9 protein-coding genes are annotated in these 14,187 nt (G+C 74.6%); 7 read left to right on the top strand and 2 right to left on the bottom strand.

Features of this window, described 5'->3' with window-relative positions:
* Positions 1-174: 174 nt before the first annotated feature.
* Both AC3IX6_RS35915 and AC3IX6_RS35910 read left to right on the top strand, forming a co-directional pair.
* Positions 175-930, top strand: a complete 756-nt coding sequence (locus AC3IX6_RS35915) for an ABC transporter ATP-binding protein (RefSeq protein WP_489367455.1) — start codon at positions 175-177, stop codon at positions 928-930.
* Positions 927-3,239, top strand: coding sequence for an ABC transporter permease (locus AC3IX6_RS35910; RefSeq protein WP_489367454.1), 2,313 nt, complete (start codon positions 927-929; stop codon positions 3,237-3,239). Before AC3IX6_RS35915 ends, AC3IX6_RS35910 begins: the two co-directional genes overlap by 4 nt.
* A 59-nt stretch (positions 3,240-3,298) precedes the next feature.
* Here the strand turns inward: AC3IX6_RS35910 and AC3IX6_RS35905 are convergent, their stop codons facing one another.
* Positions 3,299-4,012 carry an ABC transporter ATP-binding protein gene (locus AC3IX6_RS35905; protein ID WP_489371661.1) on the bottom strand — a complete coding sequence of 238 codons (714 nt, stop codon included), beginning with the start codon at positions 4,010-4,012 and terminating at the stop codon, positions 3,299-3,301.
* A gap of 259 nt (positions 4,013-4,271) precedes the next feature.
* Here AC3IX6_RS35905 and AC3IX6_RS35900 point away from each other — a divergent pair, with 259 nt between their 5' ends.
* From AC3IX6_RS35900 to AC3IX6_RS35890, 3 genes are read left to right on the top strand one after another with little or no spacing between them, the layout of a single operon-like run.
* Positions 4,272-7,631 carry an FtsX-like permease family protein gene (locus AC3IX6_RS35900; protein WP_489367453.1) on the top strand — a complete coding sequence of 1,120 codons (3,360 nt, stop codon included), beginning with the start codon at positions 4,272-4,274 and terminating at the stop codon, positions 7,629-7,631.
* Positions 7,628-10,432 (top strand): hypothetical protein, encoded by a 2,805-nt coding sequence (locus tag AC3IX6_RS35895; RefSeq protein WP_489367452.1) that lies wholly within the window; start codon positions 7,628-7,630, stop codon positions 10,430-10,432. The genes AC3IX6_RS35900 and AC3IX6_RS35895 overlap by 4 nt, the downstream gene beginning before the upstream one ends.
* Complete coding sequence (locus AC3IX6_RS35890) at positions 10,429-11,394, top strand: ABC transporter ATP-binding protein (RefSeq protein ID WP_489367451.1); 966 nt, start codon at positions 10,429-10,431, stop codon at positions 11,392-11,394. Before AC3IX6_RS35895 ends, AC3IX6_RS35890 begins: the two co-directional genes overlap by 4 nt.
* A gap of 19 nt (positions 11,395-11,413) precedes the next feature.
* On the opposite strand, the gene AC3IX6_RS35885 is transcribed toward AC3IX6_RS35890, so the two are convergent.
* Positions 11,414-12,163: a hypothetical protein gene (locus AC3IX6_RS35885; protein WP_489367450.1), complete on the bottom strand. Its 750-nt coding sequence runs from the start codon at positions 12,161-12,163 to the stop codon at positions 11,414-11,416.
* Between the two features lie 47 nt (positions 12,164-12,210).
* Between AC3IX6_RS35885 and AC3IX6_RS35880 the strand changes: the two genes are divergently transcribed.
* Together AC3IX6_RS35880 and AC3IX6_RS35875 are read left to right on the top strand one after the other, a co-directional pair.
* A complete protein-coding gene (locus AC3IX6_RS35880; RefSeq protein ID WP_489367449.1) occupies positions 12,211-12,609 on the top strand; it encodes a hypothetical protein in 399 nt (132 codons plus the stop codon).
* Positions 12,610-12,689: 80 nt separating this feature from the next.
* Positions 12,690-14,183 (top strand): condensation domain-containing protein, encoded by a 1,494-nt coding sequence (locus AC3IX6_RS35875; protein ID WP_489367448.1) that lies wholly within the window; start codon positions 12,690-12,692, stop codon positions 14,181-14,183.
* Positions 14,184-14,187 lie beyond the last annotated feature (4 nt).

The following is a 14,187-nucleotide window of genomic DNA, read 5'->3' as shown; positions in this document are numbered from 1 at the left end:
GACCTCACGAACCTCGATCTTCCAAGATTCTCCTACCCGACCTTCTCAGGCACCCCGCGTAGTCCACATCACCCTCCCGGTGCTGTCCCCGCATACATCCCCAGGATGACGCGGCCTCCCCGATACATCCGGGGGGTGACGCGGCACGTCCGGCCCGCCTTCTAGGTTCGTGCCATGACACCTCATCACGACAGCGCCGGCCAGGTCGTCGTCCGCCTGGACCGCGTATCGAAGGAGTACGGCGACACCCTGGCGCTCGACGCCCTGTCCCTGGAGATCCGCCGGGGCGAAGCCGTCGCCGTGATGGGCCCCTCCGGCTGCGGGAAGTCCACCTTGCTCAACATGGTGGCCGGCCTGGACCGGCCGACCGCCGGGACGATCAGCGTGCACGGCCAGGACCTCGGCAGCCTGACGGAGACCGGCCTCGCCCTCTACCGCCGCCGCGACGTCGGCATGATCTTCCAGTTCTTCAACCTCATCGACGACCTCCCGGCGCTCGACAACGTCGCGCTGGCCGCCCAGCTCACCGGTACCTCCGCCCGCCAGGCCCGCCGCCGCGCCCTGGAACTCCTCGACGAGCTCGGCGTCGCCGACCGCCGCAACAACTACCCGACGACGCTGAGCGGCGGCGAGCGCCAACGCGTCGGCGTGGCCCGGGCGCTGATGAACCGTCCGGCACTGCTGCTGGCCGACGAGCCGACCGGCGCCCTGGACAGCCGCTCCGGCGAGCAGGTGATGGACCTGCTGATCGACCTCAACCAGATAGGCCAGACCCTGCTGATCGTCACCCACGACCCGCATCTGGCAACCCGCTGCGCCGGCCGCCTCGTCGAGATGGCCGACGGCCGCGTGGCCCGCGAACGTGCGCTGGACCGTGAGCACACGGACGGCGAGACCCTGGACGGCGAAACCCTGGAGCGTTCCGCGTGAGCGCCGTGTGGCGGGCCTCCCGGGCCGCCGTGAAGCGCCGCCGGGTCCAGACGTTCGTCATCGGCCTCGTCGTCCTGTGCTCCACCACGACCGTCCTGCTCGCGCTCGGCCTGCTCGCCGCCGCCTCGGGCCCCTTCGACAAGGCGTACACCGCGCAGCGCGGCGCTCACACCGTGGCCACGTACGACCCCGCGAAGGTTTCCGACGCCCAGCTCGCGCAGACGGCGCACCGACCCGGGGTGGCCGCCGCCGCGGGCCCGTTCCCCCAGGCCGTCGTCGACGTGCCCGACGGCTGGCTCTGGATGCCGGCCGGCCCGCTCACCGTGGTGGGCCGCGCCGATCCGGCGGGTCCGGTGGACCGGGTCGACGTCCTGATGGGACACTGGGCGCAAGGACCCGGCGAGATCGTCGTCAACTGGGCGGTCGACGGAACCCCGTACGCCGATCTCCTCGGCACGAAGCTGGAAGCTCCCGGGCTCCCGACGCTCACCGTCGTCGGTTTCGCGACGAGCATGAGCAAGTCGGCCGCCGCCTGGGTGACGCCCGAGCAGGCCGCGGCCCTCCACCCGACCGCCACCCAGATGCTCTACCGCTTCACCGACCCGTCCACCGGCGCGCAGCTGCGCGACTCGCTCACCCGGGCCACGGACGGACTTCCCGCGGACTCGCTGACGGCCGCGCAGACCTACCTCACCCTCAAGAAGGCCTTCTCCGCCCGCGCGGACGCCTATCTGCCCTTCATCTCCCTCTTCGGCGTCCTGGGCCTGCTCGTCTCCTCATTGATCGTCGCGAACGTGGTCAGCGGCGCCGTGGTCTCCGGCAGTCGGCACATCGGTGTGCTCAAGGCCATCGGATTCACTCCGAACCAGGTCGTCGCCGTCTACCTGACGATGGTCTCGGTCCCCGCCGTGGCCGGCAGCGTCCTGGGCACCCTGCTCGGCAACGCGCTGGCCGCGCCCATCCTGCAGATCGCCTTCTCCGGCATCGAGACGGGGATGGCGGGCGTGGGCACCGTCCCGCCCTGGATCGGCGTCGCGTGCCTGGCCGGGATGCCCGCCCTGGTCCTGCTGACCGCGCTCGTACCGGCCCTGCGCGCGCACCGGCTGCCGGCCGCGCAGGCCATCAGCGCAGGCGGCGCGCCCCGCACCGGGCGCGGGCTGCGCGTCCAGCGCGTGCTCGCCTCCTCACGGCTGCCGCGCTCCGTCAGCCTGGGCCTCGGCCACCCGTTCGCCCGCCCCGGCCGCGCCTTCATGACCATGGCCGCCATCGTCCTCGGTGTCACCACCGTGACCCTGGCGACCGGTCTGACCAGCACGATGGTCGCGTACGCACAGACGGGCCGAGGCCCCGGCGGAACGGTGGTCCACGTCCAGGTCGGCGGCCACGGCAACAACCCCGTCGAGCCGCTGCTGAGCGACGCGCAGATCGAGGAACGGCTGCGGTCGCTGGGCGCACAGGAGGTACGGGCCCGCGCGCTGGTCCAAGTCGGTCTGGTCGGCTACACGCAGCCCGCGTTCGGGACCTTCTACCGGGGGAGCCTCTCCCCCGCCGGTGCCTCGTTCGTGGAGGGCCGGCCGCCTAGCGGACCCGGCGAGATCGCGGCGGGCCCCTCCTTCCTCACCGAACGCGGGCTGGCGGTCGGCGACCGGGTCACCCTGGAGGCCAACGGGAAGCGGACGGCCGCGACCGTCGTCGGCCGGCTGATCGACAGCGACGCGCGCTCCCTGGAATCCACGTGGGAGACCCTCGGCCGGCTCGCCCCGGACAGCCGTCCGGTCGAGTACACCGTCCGGCTCGCCCCGGGGGCGGACGCCCGCGCCTACGCGGACGCCGTCGACGCGGCCGACCCCGGACTGCGCGCCGAGGCGGTGGACTCCGCCAAGGTCAACGCCGCCACCACCACGGTCGTCGGCTTCTCCTCGGTGTTCTCGGTCATGCTGGCCCTCGTCGCCTCGCTCGGGGTCTTCAACACCGTCCTGCTGAACACCCGCGACCGCCGCCGCGACCTCGGCATGCTCAAGTCGATCGGCATGACCCCGCGCCAGGTGGTCGCGATGACGGTGACCTCGGTGACCGGACTCGGCCTGGCCGGCGGGCTGCTCGGGATCCCCCTCGGGATCGTCGCGCACCGGCTCGTCGTGGACAACGTGGGCATCGTCGCCTTCCCCGAGTCGATGAAGGACGTCTGGCACGCGCCGCAGCTCGCCGGAATGCTGTGCGCGGGGGTGGCGATCGCCGTCCTGGGCGCGCTGATTCCGGCCCGCTCGGCGGCCCGGATGACCATCGCCGCGGCCCTGCACACCGAGTAGGTCCCTCCGCATGCCGTGCAAAGCCACCGCCCCGCAGGGTGCTCAGCCCTGCGGGGCGCTCAGCCCTGTGGGGCGTCGTCCCCGGACTCCCCCGACTCCCCGGACGAAGCCTCCACGATGCGCCCGTCCCGCAGCTCCACCACCCGGTCCGCCAGTTCCATCAGCGCCGGGTCGTGCGTGGCGACCAGCGCCGTGACCCCCTCGCTGCGCACCACCGCGCGCAGCAGCCGCATGATCTGCCGGCCCGTGTCGGAGTCGAGCTGGCCGGTCGGTTCGTCGGCGATGATCAGGTCGGGCTCGTTCGCGAGGGCGCGCGCGACGGCGACCCGCTGCTGCTGGCCGCCCGAGAGTTCGCCGGGGCGCTGCTCGGTGTGTTCGGAGAGGCCGACGAGGGCGAGCAGGGTGCGGGCCCGTTCCTCGCGCTGCTTCGCCGGTACCTTGCGCAGCCGCATCGGGACCCCGACGTTCTCGGCGGCGGTCAGGGCGGGGATCAGGCCGAAGGACTGGAACACGAAGCCGATCCGGTCCCGGCGCAGCGCGAGGCGGCCGTCCTCGTCGAGACCGGCCAGATCGGTGCCGTCGAGGGCGACGCTGCCGCCGGTCGGGGTGTCGAGACCGCCGACCAGGTTCAGCAGGGTGGTCTTGCCGGAACCGGACCTCCCCTTGAGCGCGGTGAGTTCGCCGCGGCGGACCTCGAAGGACACTCCGCGCAGGGCGTGCACCGCCTGCTCACCCGACCCGAAACTGCGCCGCACGTCGTCCACCACCACCATCGGCGCCGCCCCGGCGTCCTGCCCCGGTGCGCGTCCCGGCTCCTGTCCCGGTTCCTGTCGCCGTTCCTGGTCCTGCGTCATGCTGCGGCTCCCCCTCCAAGCGGATGAACGGATGAAAAACGGCGCTCTTGCGGTCCCGCCCCGACGATTTGTTCATCCGTTGCACCACTCACGCAAGTCCCTTCCGCTATCTGTTCGAATCTGGCAGCATCGTCCGGTATCCGGGGCCACCAGTCCGGTGCGGGGGAGGAACAGGCACATGCTCGGCTTCGTCGTGCGCCGGCTGCGCGGGCGATTGCCGCTCGCAGCCGCCGTACTGCTGACCGTTTTGATCACCACGACCGTGCTCACCGCGCTCTTCGCCTTCACCCGCGGAGTGGGCGACGCCGGACTGCGCCAGGCCCTCCAGGGGCCCGGACTCGCGCGCGGCACCGTCCTGATCACCGGTTCCCACCCGGCGGCCGACCGCGCCAAGGACGACGAAGCGGTACGGGGCTTCGCGCGCGGGCTGTTCGGCCCCCTCCCGGCCGGTGCCGAGAGCGTGGCGCGCAGCCGTTCGTACGGGCTGCCCGGCCCGCGCACCCCCGGCAAGGACGCCGATCTGACCCTGCTGGCCGCCTTCGCCAAGGACCGCGTACGGCTCCTCGCGGGCACCTTGCCGCCGGCCGTCGCGGGACCGGTCGCCGGGGGCGGCCCCGTTCCCGTGGCCGTGCCGAAGGCGGCGCTGGACCGGCTCGGGCTGTCCGAGGGAGCGCTGCCCGCGCAGGTGCGGCTCGACGACCGGTACGGCGGCTCCCCGCTGACCGTGCTGGTGACCGGCGTCTACCGGGCGGCCGAACCGGACTCCCCGTACTGGCGGCTCGATCCGCTCGGTGCGCGCGGTCTCCAGGTCGCCGGATTCACCACCTACGGGCCGCTGCTGGTGGACGATTCCGCCTTCACCGCGGGCGGGCTGGTCCAGGACAGCCGCGCCGTGCTCCTCACCGCCGACTTCTCCACCGTGGACGCGGCCGGGGCCGAGGCCGTCCGCGGCCGGGCCGCCAAGGCCTTGAAGGAGCTCCAGGGCGGTTCCGGACTCGCCCCCTCGACCGAACTTCCGGTACTGCTCGGTGAGCTGCGGTCGGGCCTGACCGTCGCCCGGTCCACCCTGCTGGTCGGCGCGCTGCAACTGGCCGTGCTCGCCGGGGCGGCGCTGCTGCTCGTCTCGCACCTGCTGACGGAACGCCAGGAGGGCGAGCGCGCCCTGCTCGCGGCGCGCGGCGCCTCCCGCGGCCGGCTCGGTGTCCTCACCGCGGCCCAGTCGCTGCTGCTGGCGCTGCCCGCCGCCCTCCTCGCGCCCCTGCTGACCCCGCCGCTGCTGCGCCTGCTCGGCGGCTACGGCTCGTTGGCGCACGTCCCCTTCACCGTCACCCGGAGCTGGCTGCTCTGGCCCGTCGCCGCGGGCTGCGCCCTCGGGTGCGTCGTGCTGACCACCCTCCCGGTCGTCCTGCGGGGCGCCGCTGCGGCCGCCCTGCACCGCACCGGCCGCCGCCAGGCGCTCGTCGCCGGCGCCGCCCGCTCCGGCGCGGACCTGGCGCTGGTGGCCCTGGCCGTACTCGCCTACGAGCAGCTCTCCCGCTACGGTGCGGGCGGCTCCGGCCCGGCCGCCCGCACCGAGGGGCTGCTCGGCGTGGACCCGGTCCTGGTCGCCGCCCCGACGCTGGCGCTGTGCGCGGGCACCCTGCTGGTGCTGCGCCTGCTGCCCTTCGCGGCGCGGCTCGGCGCCCGGGTCGCCGCCCGGGGCCGGGGGCTGGGTCCGGCGCTCGTCGGCTGGCAGCTGGCCCGCCGGCCCGGCCGGGCCACGGGGCCGGTGCTGCTGCTCGTACTCGCCGTCTCCAGCGGGGTCCTGGCCCTGGGTCAGCACACCGCGTGGTCCGAGTCCCAGCGCGACCAGGCCGATTTCACCACCGCCGGGGGCCTGCTGATATCCAACAGCGACCTGCCCGCGCTGGGCCGGGGCGGCCGGTACGCGGCGCTGCCCGGCGGGGAGCGCGTCCTGCCGGTGCTCCGGATCCGGCAGGACCTGCCGGGCGGGCGCCCCGGCCAGCTGATGGCGCTGGACGCGGCGGCCGCCGCCGACCGGCTCGCGCTGCGGGCCGACCTGCGCGACGGGCGCAGCATGCGCGCACTGTTCGCCCCGCTGATCCCCGCCCCCGCGCCCTCCCCCGCCTCCACGCCCGCGCCCGCGCCCGCCACCGGTGTCCCCCTCCCCGGCCAGCCCCAGCGCATCGACGTCTCGGTCTCCGTGCGCTCCACCGGCGCGGGCGGCCGCACCGGCCTCGGGCTGCTGCTGCGCGACCGGTTCGGCATCACCTACCGGGCCGCGATGGTGCAGCTCCCGGACAGCGGTGACGCCACCGTGTCGGTGCACACCGGCACGATGCTCGGCGCCCCCATCGGGTCGGCCGGCACCCCGCTCAGCCTGGCCGGGCTCGTGCTCTCGTACGACCGCGAAGGACCGCTCCCCGGGACCGATCCGAACGCCGATCCGAGTGCCGGTGCCGGCTCCGGCGAGCCGAGCACGGTCAAGGTCTTCGACGAGCTGACCGTTCACGGCCTCGCGGTCGCGCAGACCCGGGACGGCGCGGCGGCGCCGGTCGCGCTGCCCGCACCCGGCTGGAAGCTGTCCGCCCCGCCGCTCAACGACGGCTCCCCGGCCGCCGAACTGCTCCCCGGCGCCGATCCCGCGCCGGGCGGCCCGGCGGCCCCGCTCACGCTGCGCTACCGGGACGGTTCCGGCGAACGCGGCGGCGTCCAGGCCAGCCTGACGCCCGGTCCCGCTCCGGCCGCCGAGATCCCGGGGATCGCCACCCGGGCGTACCTGTCCGCGATCGGTGCGGCCGTGGGCGATCTGGTGCCGGTCAAGCTGGACGGCGTCACCCTCCCGGTCCGGGTCACGGCCGCGATCGGCTCCCTGCCCGTGGCCGGCGACACCGCGATCGCCGTCGACCTGGACACCGCCGCCCGGCTGCTCGCCTCGGGTGGCCGGGAGCTGCCGACGCCCGGCGAATGGTGGCTGCCGGCCACCTCCGCCGACGACCCGGCCCCGGCCCGCGCCGCCGCCGAACTGCGCTCCGGCGCGGGCTCCCAGCAGGTGCGGCTGCGCGAGGAGGTGGCCGCGACCCTGCTGGACGATCCGCTCAGCGCGGGCCCGCAGGGGGCGCTGGCCGCGCTCGCGGCGGCCTGCGCGGTGCTCGCTGCGATCGGCTTCGCCGCGTCCGCCGCGGCCGCCGCCCGGGAGCGGGCCCGGGAGTTCTCGGTGCTGACGGCGCTGGGTGCCCGGCGCCGGGACCTGGCCCGCACGGCCACCGCCGAGAGCTGCCTGCTGGTCGGGCTCGGCACCGCGGTCGGGGTGGGCCTGGGCGTGGTCATCGTCCATCTCGTCGTGCCGCTGACCGTGCTGACCCCGACCGCCGGAAGGCCGGAGCCCGGGGTGCTGGTGGACCTGCCCGCGGTGCGGATCCTGCTGCTCGCCGCCGCCATCGCCGCCGTACCGCTGCTGTCGGCGGTCTTCGGCGGGCGGCGCAATCAGAACCGCTCGAAGCCGGCCGACCGGCTGCGGCACGTGGAGGACATATGACCGGGCCGGCCGCGACCGACGCCGACCGGCGCGCCCCGGGCGGCGCCGACCCGCGGGTACCTCAGAAGTCCGTTCCCCGTCCCGTGCCCCCGCCCGCGCCCTGGGTGCGGACGCGGCTGCGCGCGACCCCGCTGAGCGCCCTGCTCGGTGCGGCCCTGGCCTTCGTCGCCGTCCTGCTCGCCGCGGCCCTGCCGCGTGCCATGGACCGGGGCACCGACCAGGCGCTGCGCTCCTTCCTGGAGTCCCGCGGGCCGGCCCAGACCAGCCTGTACGTCACCGCACGCCCCCGCTACGGGGAGGAGAGCGCGCAGAACCTGGACGAGGTACTGGCGACCCTGGTCTCCCGTACCGCCCCGGGTTTCGCCGTCGCCCCCGCCGGCCCCGTCCACGGTTCCTCCGCGGGTGCCCGTCCGCTGGCCAACCGCGGCCTGGCCGCCCCCGACGGGGTGCCGCCCCGGCTGGGTCTCCACCACCTGCGCACGGCCTCCGAGCACGTCCGCCTGGTGGAAGGACACTGGCCGGACGCTCCCGCTCCCACCCCCGGCAGTCCCGTACCCATCGCCCTGTCGCAGAGCGCCGCGAAGACCATAGGCATCCGGCTCGGCATGGTGCTGGAGACCACCACCGGCCAGGCCTTGACCACGATGAAGGCGGAGGTCGTCGGTCTCTACGCCGCGAAGGACGAGGCCGAGGACTACTGGACCGACTTCACCTGCCTCCTCCGTGCCTGCCAGAACATGACCACGACCGAGCCTCCGCAGGCGTTCTGGCGCACGGAGGCCCTCGTCGGCGCGGAGGCACTCGACCGGCTCGTCTATTGGGGCGAGACGCAGACCGAAGACTTCTGGCGGATCCCCGTGGACACCGGGACGCTGCGGGCCGACCAGCTCCCGGCCACCGCCAAGGCGGTCGCCTCGTACGTCAGCGGCCCGACCGCGACGCGCCTCACCCGGGAGACCGGCCGGAGCGACCTGAGGTTCACCTCCCGCCTCCCCGAGCAGTTCACCCTCGCCGAGGCCCGGCGCCAGGCGGCCGCGCCGCTCGCCGCGATGGGCCCGGCCGGGGTGGCCGGCGTGGCGTTCGTGGTGTTCTGCCTGGCGGCCGGGCTCACCGGGGACCGGCGGGAGGCCGAACTGCGGCTCCTCCTGGCCCGCGGCGGCTCCCGCGCGGGCATCGTGCGCCGGCTGCTCGCCGAGAACGCCGTCACCGTCCTGCCGGCCGCCGCTCTCGCGGCGGTGCTCGCCGTGGTCCTGCTGCCGACCCCCCGCTCGGCGGGCACCCTGCTGGCCGCTTCGGCCGCCACGCTCCTGGCGCTGCTGGCCGTCCCCGTACGGGCCTTCGTGCTGCTGTCGCCGAAGCGCCCGCCGGGCCCCCGGCGTCGGCTGGTCGCCGAGCTGCTCGCCCTGGCGGCCACCGCGGCCGCCGTGTTCGAGGTCCGCTCGCGCGGGGTCGCTCCGGCCGGCGCCGGGGTGGACCCGCTGCTGATCGCCGCTCCGCTGCTGCTCGCGCTCTGCGGCGGCCTGCTGCTGGCCCGGCTCCAGCCCGCCCTGGTCGGGGCGCTGGCCCGGGCGGCCGGGCGGGGCCCGGGGCTGATCGGTTTCCTCGGGCTGGCGCGCGCCGCGCGGGGCACCGGGGGCCGGGCCCGTCCGTCCGTACTGCCGCTGATCGCGATGCTGCTGGCCGTCACCACCGGAGGCTTCGGCGCCACGGTGCTGACCGCGGTGGCCGACGCCCGCTTCGCGGCGGCCCGTACGGCCGTCGGCGGCGACGCGCAGCTCGCGGCGCCGGGCGGCAGCACGCTCCCGGAGTCCCTGACGAAGGCGGCCGCCGCACTGCCCGGCGTACGGTCCTCGGTGCAGGTGTGGAACGACGACAACGTGTTCCTCTACGGCACCAAGACGGGCAGCACCCAGATCTCCGTGATCGTCGCGGACCCGGTGGAGTACGCGAAGCTGTCCGCGGCGACCGGCCGCGGCCGGTTCGATCCGGCGCTGCTGGCGGCCGGAGCCGCGGGCACTTCGGGCGCGACGGTGCCCGCGCTGATCAGCCGGGACCTCGCCGACGACGACACCTCCGGCTTCCGGCTGCGGCTCGACAACGGCGGGGAGCTGAAGCTCACGACCGTCGGGGTGATCGACGGCACCCCGGCCCGGCCCGGCGCCCGGTCCACCACCGTGGTGCTGCCCGCCGCCCAAGTGCTGGCCGCGATACCGCAGATGGGGCTGCCCAACAGCTGGTTCGCGCTCGGTGAGGTCGACCAGCACCGGCTGGAGCAGGCGGTCCGCACCGCGGACCCGGCGGCCGGCGAGGTGTTCTACCGCGTCCGTACCAGCTCCGCCGCGGCCGCCGAACTGGGCTCCGACCCGCTCCAGCGTTCCGCCGAGCGGCTGTTCTGGGCCTCACTGGCCGGAGCCGCGGGCTTCGCGCTGCTGGCGGTCCTACTGACCCTGGTCCGGGCCGCCCCCGACCGCGCGGCGCTGCTCGCACGGCTGCGCACCATGGGCCTGCGGCCCCGGCAGGGCATCCTGCTGATCCTGGTGGAGTCGGTGCCGCTGGCGCTGGCCGCCGCGCTCGGCGGCGCACTGCTCGCGGCGGGCGGCGTCGCGCTGCTGGGGCCGGCCGTGGACCTGTCCACTCTGGTGGGCACCCGGGTGCCGGCCGGTCTGCCGGTCCTCGTCACGCCCGTATTGATCCAGGCACTGGGCCTGGCCGTCCTCGTCGCGGGGGCCGTGCTCGCGGAGGCGGCGATCTCCGGCAGACGACAGATCACGACCGAGTTGAGAGCGGGAGACCAGCGGTGAACAGCGATCAGCCCACCTACGAGGAGCTGCGGCGGCAGGCCCTGGCCGCCGCCGAGCCCCGCCGGCACGGCGCGGACACGGCCATCGCCTGCGACCGCCTGGTACGGATCTTCAGTACGGACGGGGTCGAGGTCCAGGCCCTGCAGGGACTGGAACTGACCGTGGCGCAGGGCGATCTGATGGCCCTGGTCGGCGCGTCCGGCAGCGGGAAGTCCACGCTCCTGAACATCCTCGCGGGGCTGGACGTGCCCACGGCCGGCACCGCCAGCGTCGGCGGATACGACCTGCTGGAGATGTCGGCGCGCGACCGGCTGCGCTACCGGCGCGAGGCGGTCGGCTTCGTCTGGCAGCAGACGGCCCGCAACCTGCTGCCCTTCCTGACGACGGCGCAGAACATCGCCCTGCCGATGCAGTTGAAGGGCGGGCGGCGGGCCGCCGCCAAGCGGCACGCGGTCCGGACCGGCGAGCTCCTCGAAGCGCTGGAGATCGGCGAGCTGGCGCACCGCCGCCCCGCCGAACTGTCCGGCGGCCAGCAGCAGCGGGTGGCCATCGCGGTGGCGATGGCCAACGATCCGGCGGTGCTGCTCGCCGACGAGCCGACGGGCGAGCTGGACTCCGAGACGGGCGGGGCGATCTTCGAGGCCTTCCGCACCGTCAACCGGGAACTGGGCGCGACCGTGGTCATCGTGACCCACGACCCGCTCGTCGCGGGCGAGGTCCGGCGCACGGTGGCGATGCGCGACGGCCGCACCAGCAGCGAGGTGCTGCGCCGCACCGTCACCGACGAGCACGGCGCCGAGTCGGTGAGCGAGCGCGAGTACGTGATGCTCGACCGCACGGGGCGCGTGCAGCTCCCGCAGAAGTTCCTGGAGGCCCTGGGCATGGAACACCGGGTGGCGGTGGACCTGGCCGCGGACCACATCGAACTGCGCCCCGACGACTCGGCCTCGTCCGCGGACTGATCCACGTCCGGAGCAGCTGTCAGCCGGTGCGCCGGTTCCGGGCCGCCTCGTCCACGTCCTCGCGGATGTAGCGGAACATCCGCATCAGCGGCTCTCCGGGGAAGACCTCGTGGACGGGTTCGCAGTCCTGGAGCCGGAAGGGCGCGGGGTCGATCGGGGTCAGCCTGATGATCAGGGGCTGGATCCGGGCCTGGTGGTAGGCCTCCAGCTTGTGGTGACCGTCCAGGAGGTAGGCGGCCATGGAGTCCTCGGCGGGGCTCAGGGCCACCAGCGCGGGCCGCTCTCCCGCCCGGATCCGCCGTACGTACGCGCGTACGGCGTCCCGGTCGGGCGGCGGCCAGTGGTCGGTGGTGAGCAGGGCGAGCTCCTCGTCGGCGTACCACCTCTCGACGTGCTCGCTGCGCGGGTGGACCACGCGCAGCGGCTGCGGGGCCGCGGCGGCGGTCATCGTGTACCGGCCGGGGGCGAGGAGGGAGAGCAGGGGCCGCAGCCGTTCCGGGTCCGGGGGCAGGAAGCTCCCGGTGAGCGGGTCGGCGACGAGCTCCGGGGCGGCCAGCCATGCGGTCAGCGCCTTGGTCTCCGCGGGGGTGGGAGCTCCCGGGCCGGTGGCACGCGAGGCCAGCCAGCCGAGGCTGCCGCAGAAGTCGCTGCCCTCCAGGAGGACGGGCCGGCCCCCGAGGAGGAGCAGGCTGGCATCGACGACCCCGGTGACTTCTATGAGGCCGAGGCCGTCGGGGACCTCGCAGACGACAACGGGATCGCTGGGCATGGGCCGAGTCTGGCAGAGTGCAGGCCGGGAGAGAGAAGGGTTTTGAGATGGCGGTCGAGCCGTGGGTGACCTGTCTGGTCAACGGTGTTCTGTACAACGCGATGTTCCACAGCGACGGTTCGGCGCTCGACGACGACCTGGTCCGGGCCTACGCCGTCGCCCTGCGGGTGAGCCCCATCAGCGACGAACCGCTGCGCCGGCAGGCGGCGGGCCTGCGTGCGGCAGTGGCCTCCGGCGAGGTGCTCGCCTCGGCGTTCGAGCCGTATCCGGGCTGGCGCCATTACGACGAGGCCGAGTTCCGCGCGTTCCTGACCCGCCTCGCGGACGCCGTCGAGCAGGGCATCGGCCCGGACGACCCCGGCCTCCCCGTAGCGCTCGGCCCCCCGGCCGAGGTCGCCGCCCCGCGCCCGAAGGGACTGCGCGCGCTCCTGCGCCGCCTTCGGTGAACCCCCCGGCGCGCGTCACTTCCGTGGCCCGGGTGTCGTTAGGCGCTCGGGGTTGACTCGGGGGTCGAAGGGATGACGGAATGCGGCAGTTTCCTCTGGAGATGCACCACATGGCACCCGGCCGGGTCGTCGAGTGGCGTTTGCGGTCCACGGCCGGGGCACAGTCCCCCGGCCCGGACGGTGCGGACGGCCCGGCGGACAGGAGGGCCTCCTTCAACCAGGACAAGCACTTCACCGTCGCCGAGGAGAGCCGCGCCGCCGACGACCCGACCGCTTCGTGGATCGCCGTCACCTTCGAGGTCGCGGGCCCGCTGGACGAAGACGCCCTGACCGGCTCGCTGCTGGCGTTCGTACGCCGCCACGAGGTGCTGCGCTGCGAGTTCCGGCGCCTGGCCGGGGAGCTGGCGTGCGCCCCGATCCCCGCCGCCGAACTGGCCCTGGACACCGTCCCGGTCGCCGCCTTCGAGCGCACCGAGGAACTGACCCGCTTCCTGGTGGAGCGGTTCAAGCGGAGCATCGACACGCTGTCCTGGCCGCTGTTCACGATGGGCGCCGTCCTGCGCGAGGACTCGGCGACCGTCTACCTGGCCTTCGACCACATCGTCTGCGACGGCATGTCGATGCCGATCGTGGTCCAGGAGGTCGAGAGGGGCTACGAGGCCCTGCGCCGGGGCGAGTTGCCCGATCCGGCGCCCGCGCCGAGCTATCTCGACTTCGCCGAGGAGCAGCGCAGCCGGTACCTCTCCATCGACGCGGACGACGAACGGCTCGGCTACTGGAAGGAGTTCATGGCGAGCGGTGGCGGCGAGTTCTTCCCGCGCTTCCCGCTGGAACTGGGTGTGGAGCCGGGCCGGATGTACTCGATCGTGAACGAGGCCTCCCCGCTGCTGGACGCCGCCGAGGCGGAGGTCTTCGAGAAGGCCTGTCTGGCGGTGGACGGCAAGCCGTTCATGGGCGTGCTCGCCGCCGTCGCGGTCTGTCTGCGCGAGGCGGGCGGGCCGGGGGTCTACCGGGGGTTCATGCCCGTGAGCGAGCGCGGCCGGGCCGGGTGGGGCAACTCGGTGGGCTGGTTCGTCAACACCATGCCCATCGAGTTCGACGCCTCGCCCGGGCGGGACTTCGAGCAGGTGATGGCCTCGGTGCGGGAGGGCTTCAACGAGATGATCGGCCACCTGGACGTGCCGTTCGTGCGGGCCTGGGAACTGCTCGCGCCCCGCGAGTTCGCCGCCCGCTCCTGGCCGTACCCGGTGAACTTCTTCTCGTACATCGACATGCGCAAGTGCCCGGGCGCCGAGCGCCACGAGGACTGGCGGCCCACCTCCCACGTGTGGTCGGCCCAGGCCAACGGCGCCTGCTCCTGGTTCCAGCGGGACGCGGAGGGGCTGCACATGAACTCGATCTACTCGGACACCCCGGCCGCACGCCGCACCATGGACGGCTTCCTGGAGGCCCTGCGCGAGACGGTCCGGGAGATCGCCCGTCACGGATCGCTGCGCCGCCCCATCGCGCTGACCCCGCCGCGCCGGCCCGCGCAGACCCCGCTCGACGTGGCGGCGTTCGCCCGCCGCGGCTGATCCC

The sequence above is a fragment of the Streptomyces sp. GL_141 genome (genome assembly GCF_057834385.1).
This window is presented reverse-complemented; position numbering and strand designations above follow the sequence as displayed.

Excerpts from the sequence above, each read along its gene's own strand:
- AC3IX6_RS35915 (WP_489367455.1), top strand. The coding sequence starts at position 175 with ATGACACCTCATCACGACAGCGCCGGCCAGGTCGTCGTCCGCCTGGAC.
- AC3IX6_RS35905 (WP_489371661.1), bottom strand. The coding sequence starts at position 4,012 with ATGGTGGTGGTGGACGACGTGCGGCGCAGTTTCGGGTCGGGTGAGCAG.
- AC3IX6_RS35900 (WP_489367453.1), top strand. The coding sequence starts at position 4,272 with ATGCTCGGCTTCGTCGTGCGCCGGCTGCGCGGGCGATTGCCGCTCGCA.
- AC3IX6_RS35895 (WP_489367452.1), top strand. The coding sequence starts at position 7,628 with ATGACCGGGCCGGCCGCGACCGACGCCGACCGGCGCGCCCCGGGCGGC.
- AC3IX6_RS35885 (WP_489367450.1), bottom strand. The coding sequence starts at position 12,163 with ATGCCCAGCGATCCCGTTGTCGTCTGCGAGGTCCCCGACGGCCTCGGC.
- AC3IX6_RS35880 (WP_489367449.1), top strand. The coding sequence starts at position 12,211 with ATGGCGGTCGAGCCGTGGGTGACCTGTCTGGTCAACGGTGTTCTGTAC.
- AC3IX6_RS35875 (WP_489367448.1), top strand. The coding sequence starts at position 12,690 with ATGCGGCAGTTTCCTCTGGAGATGCACCACATGGCACCCGGCCGGGTC.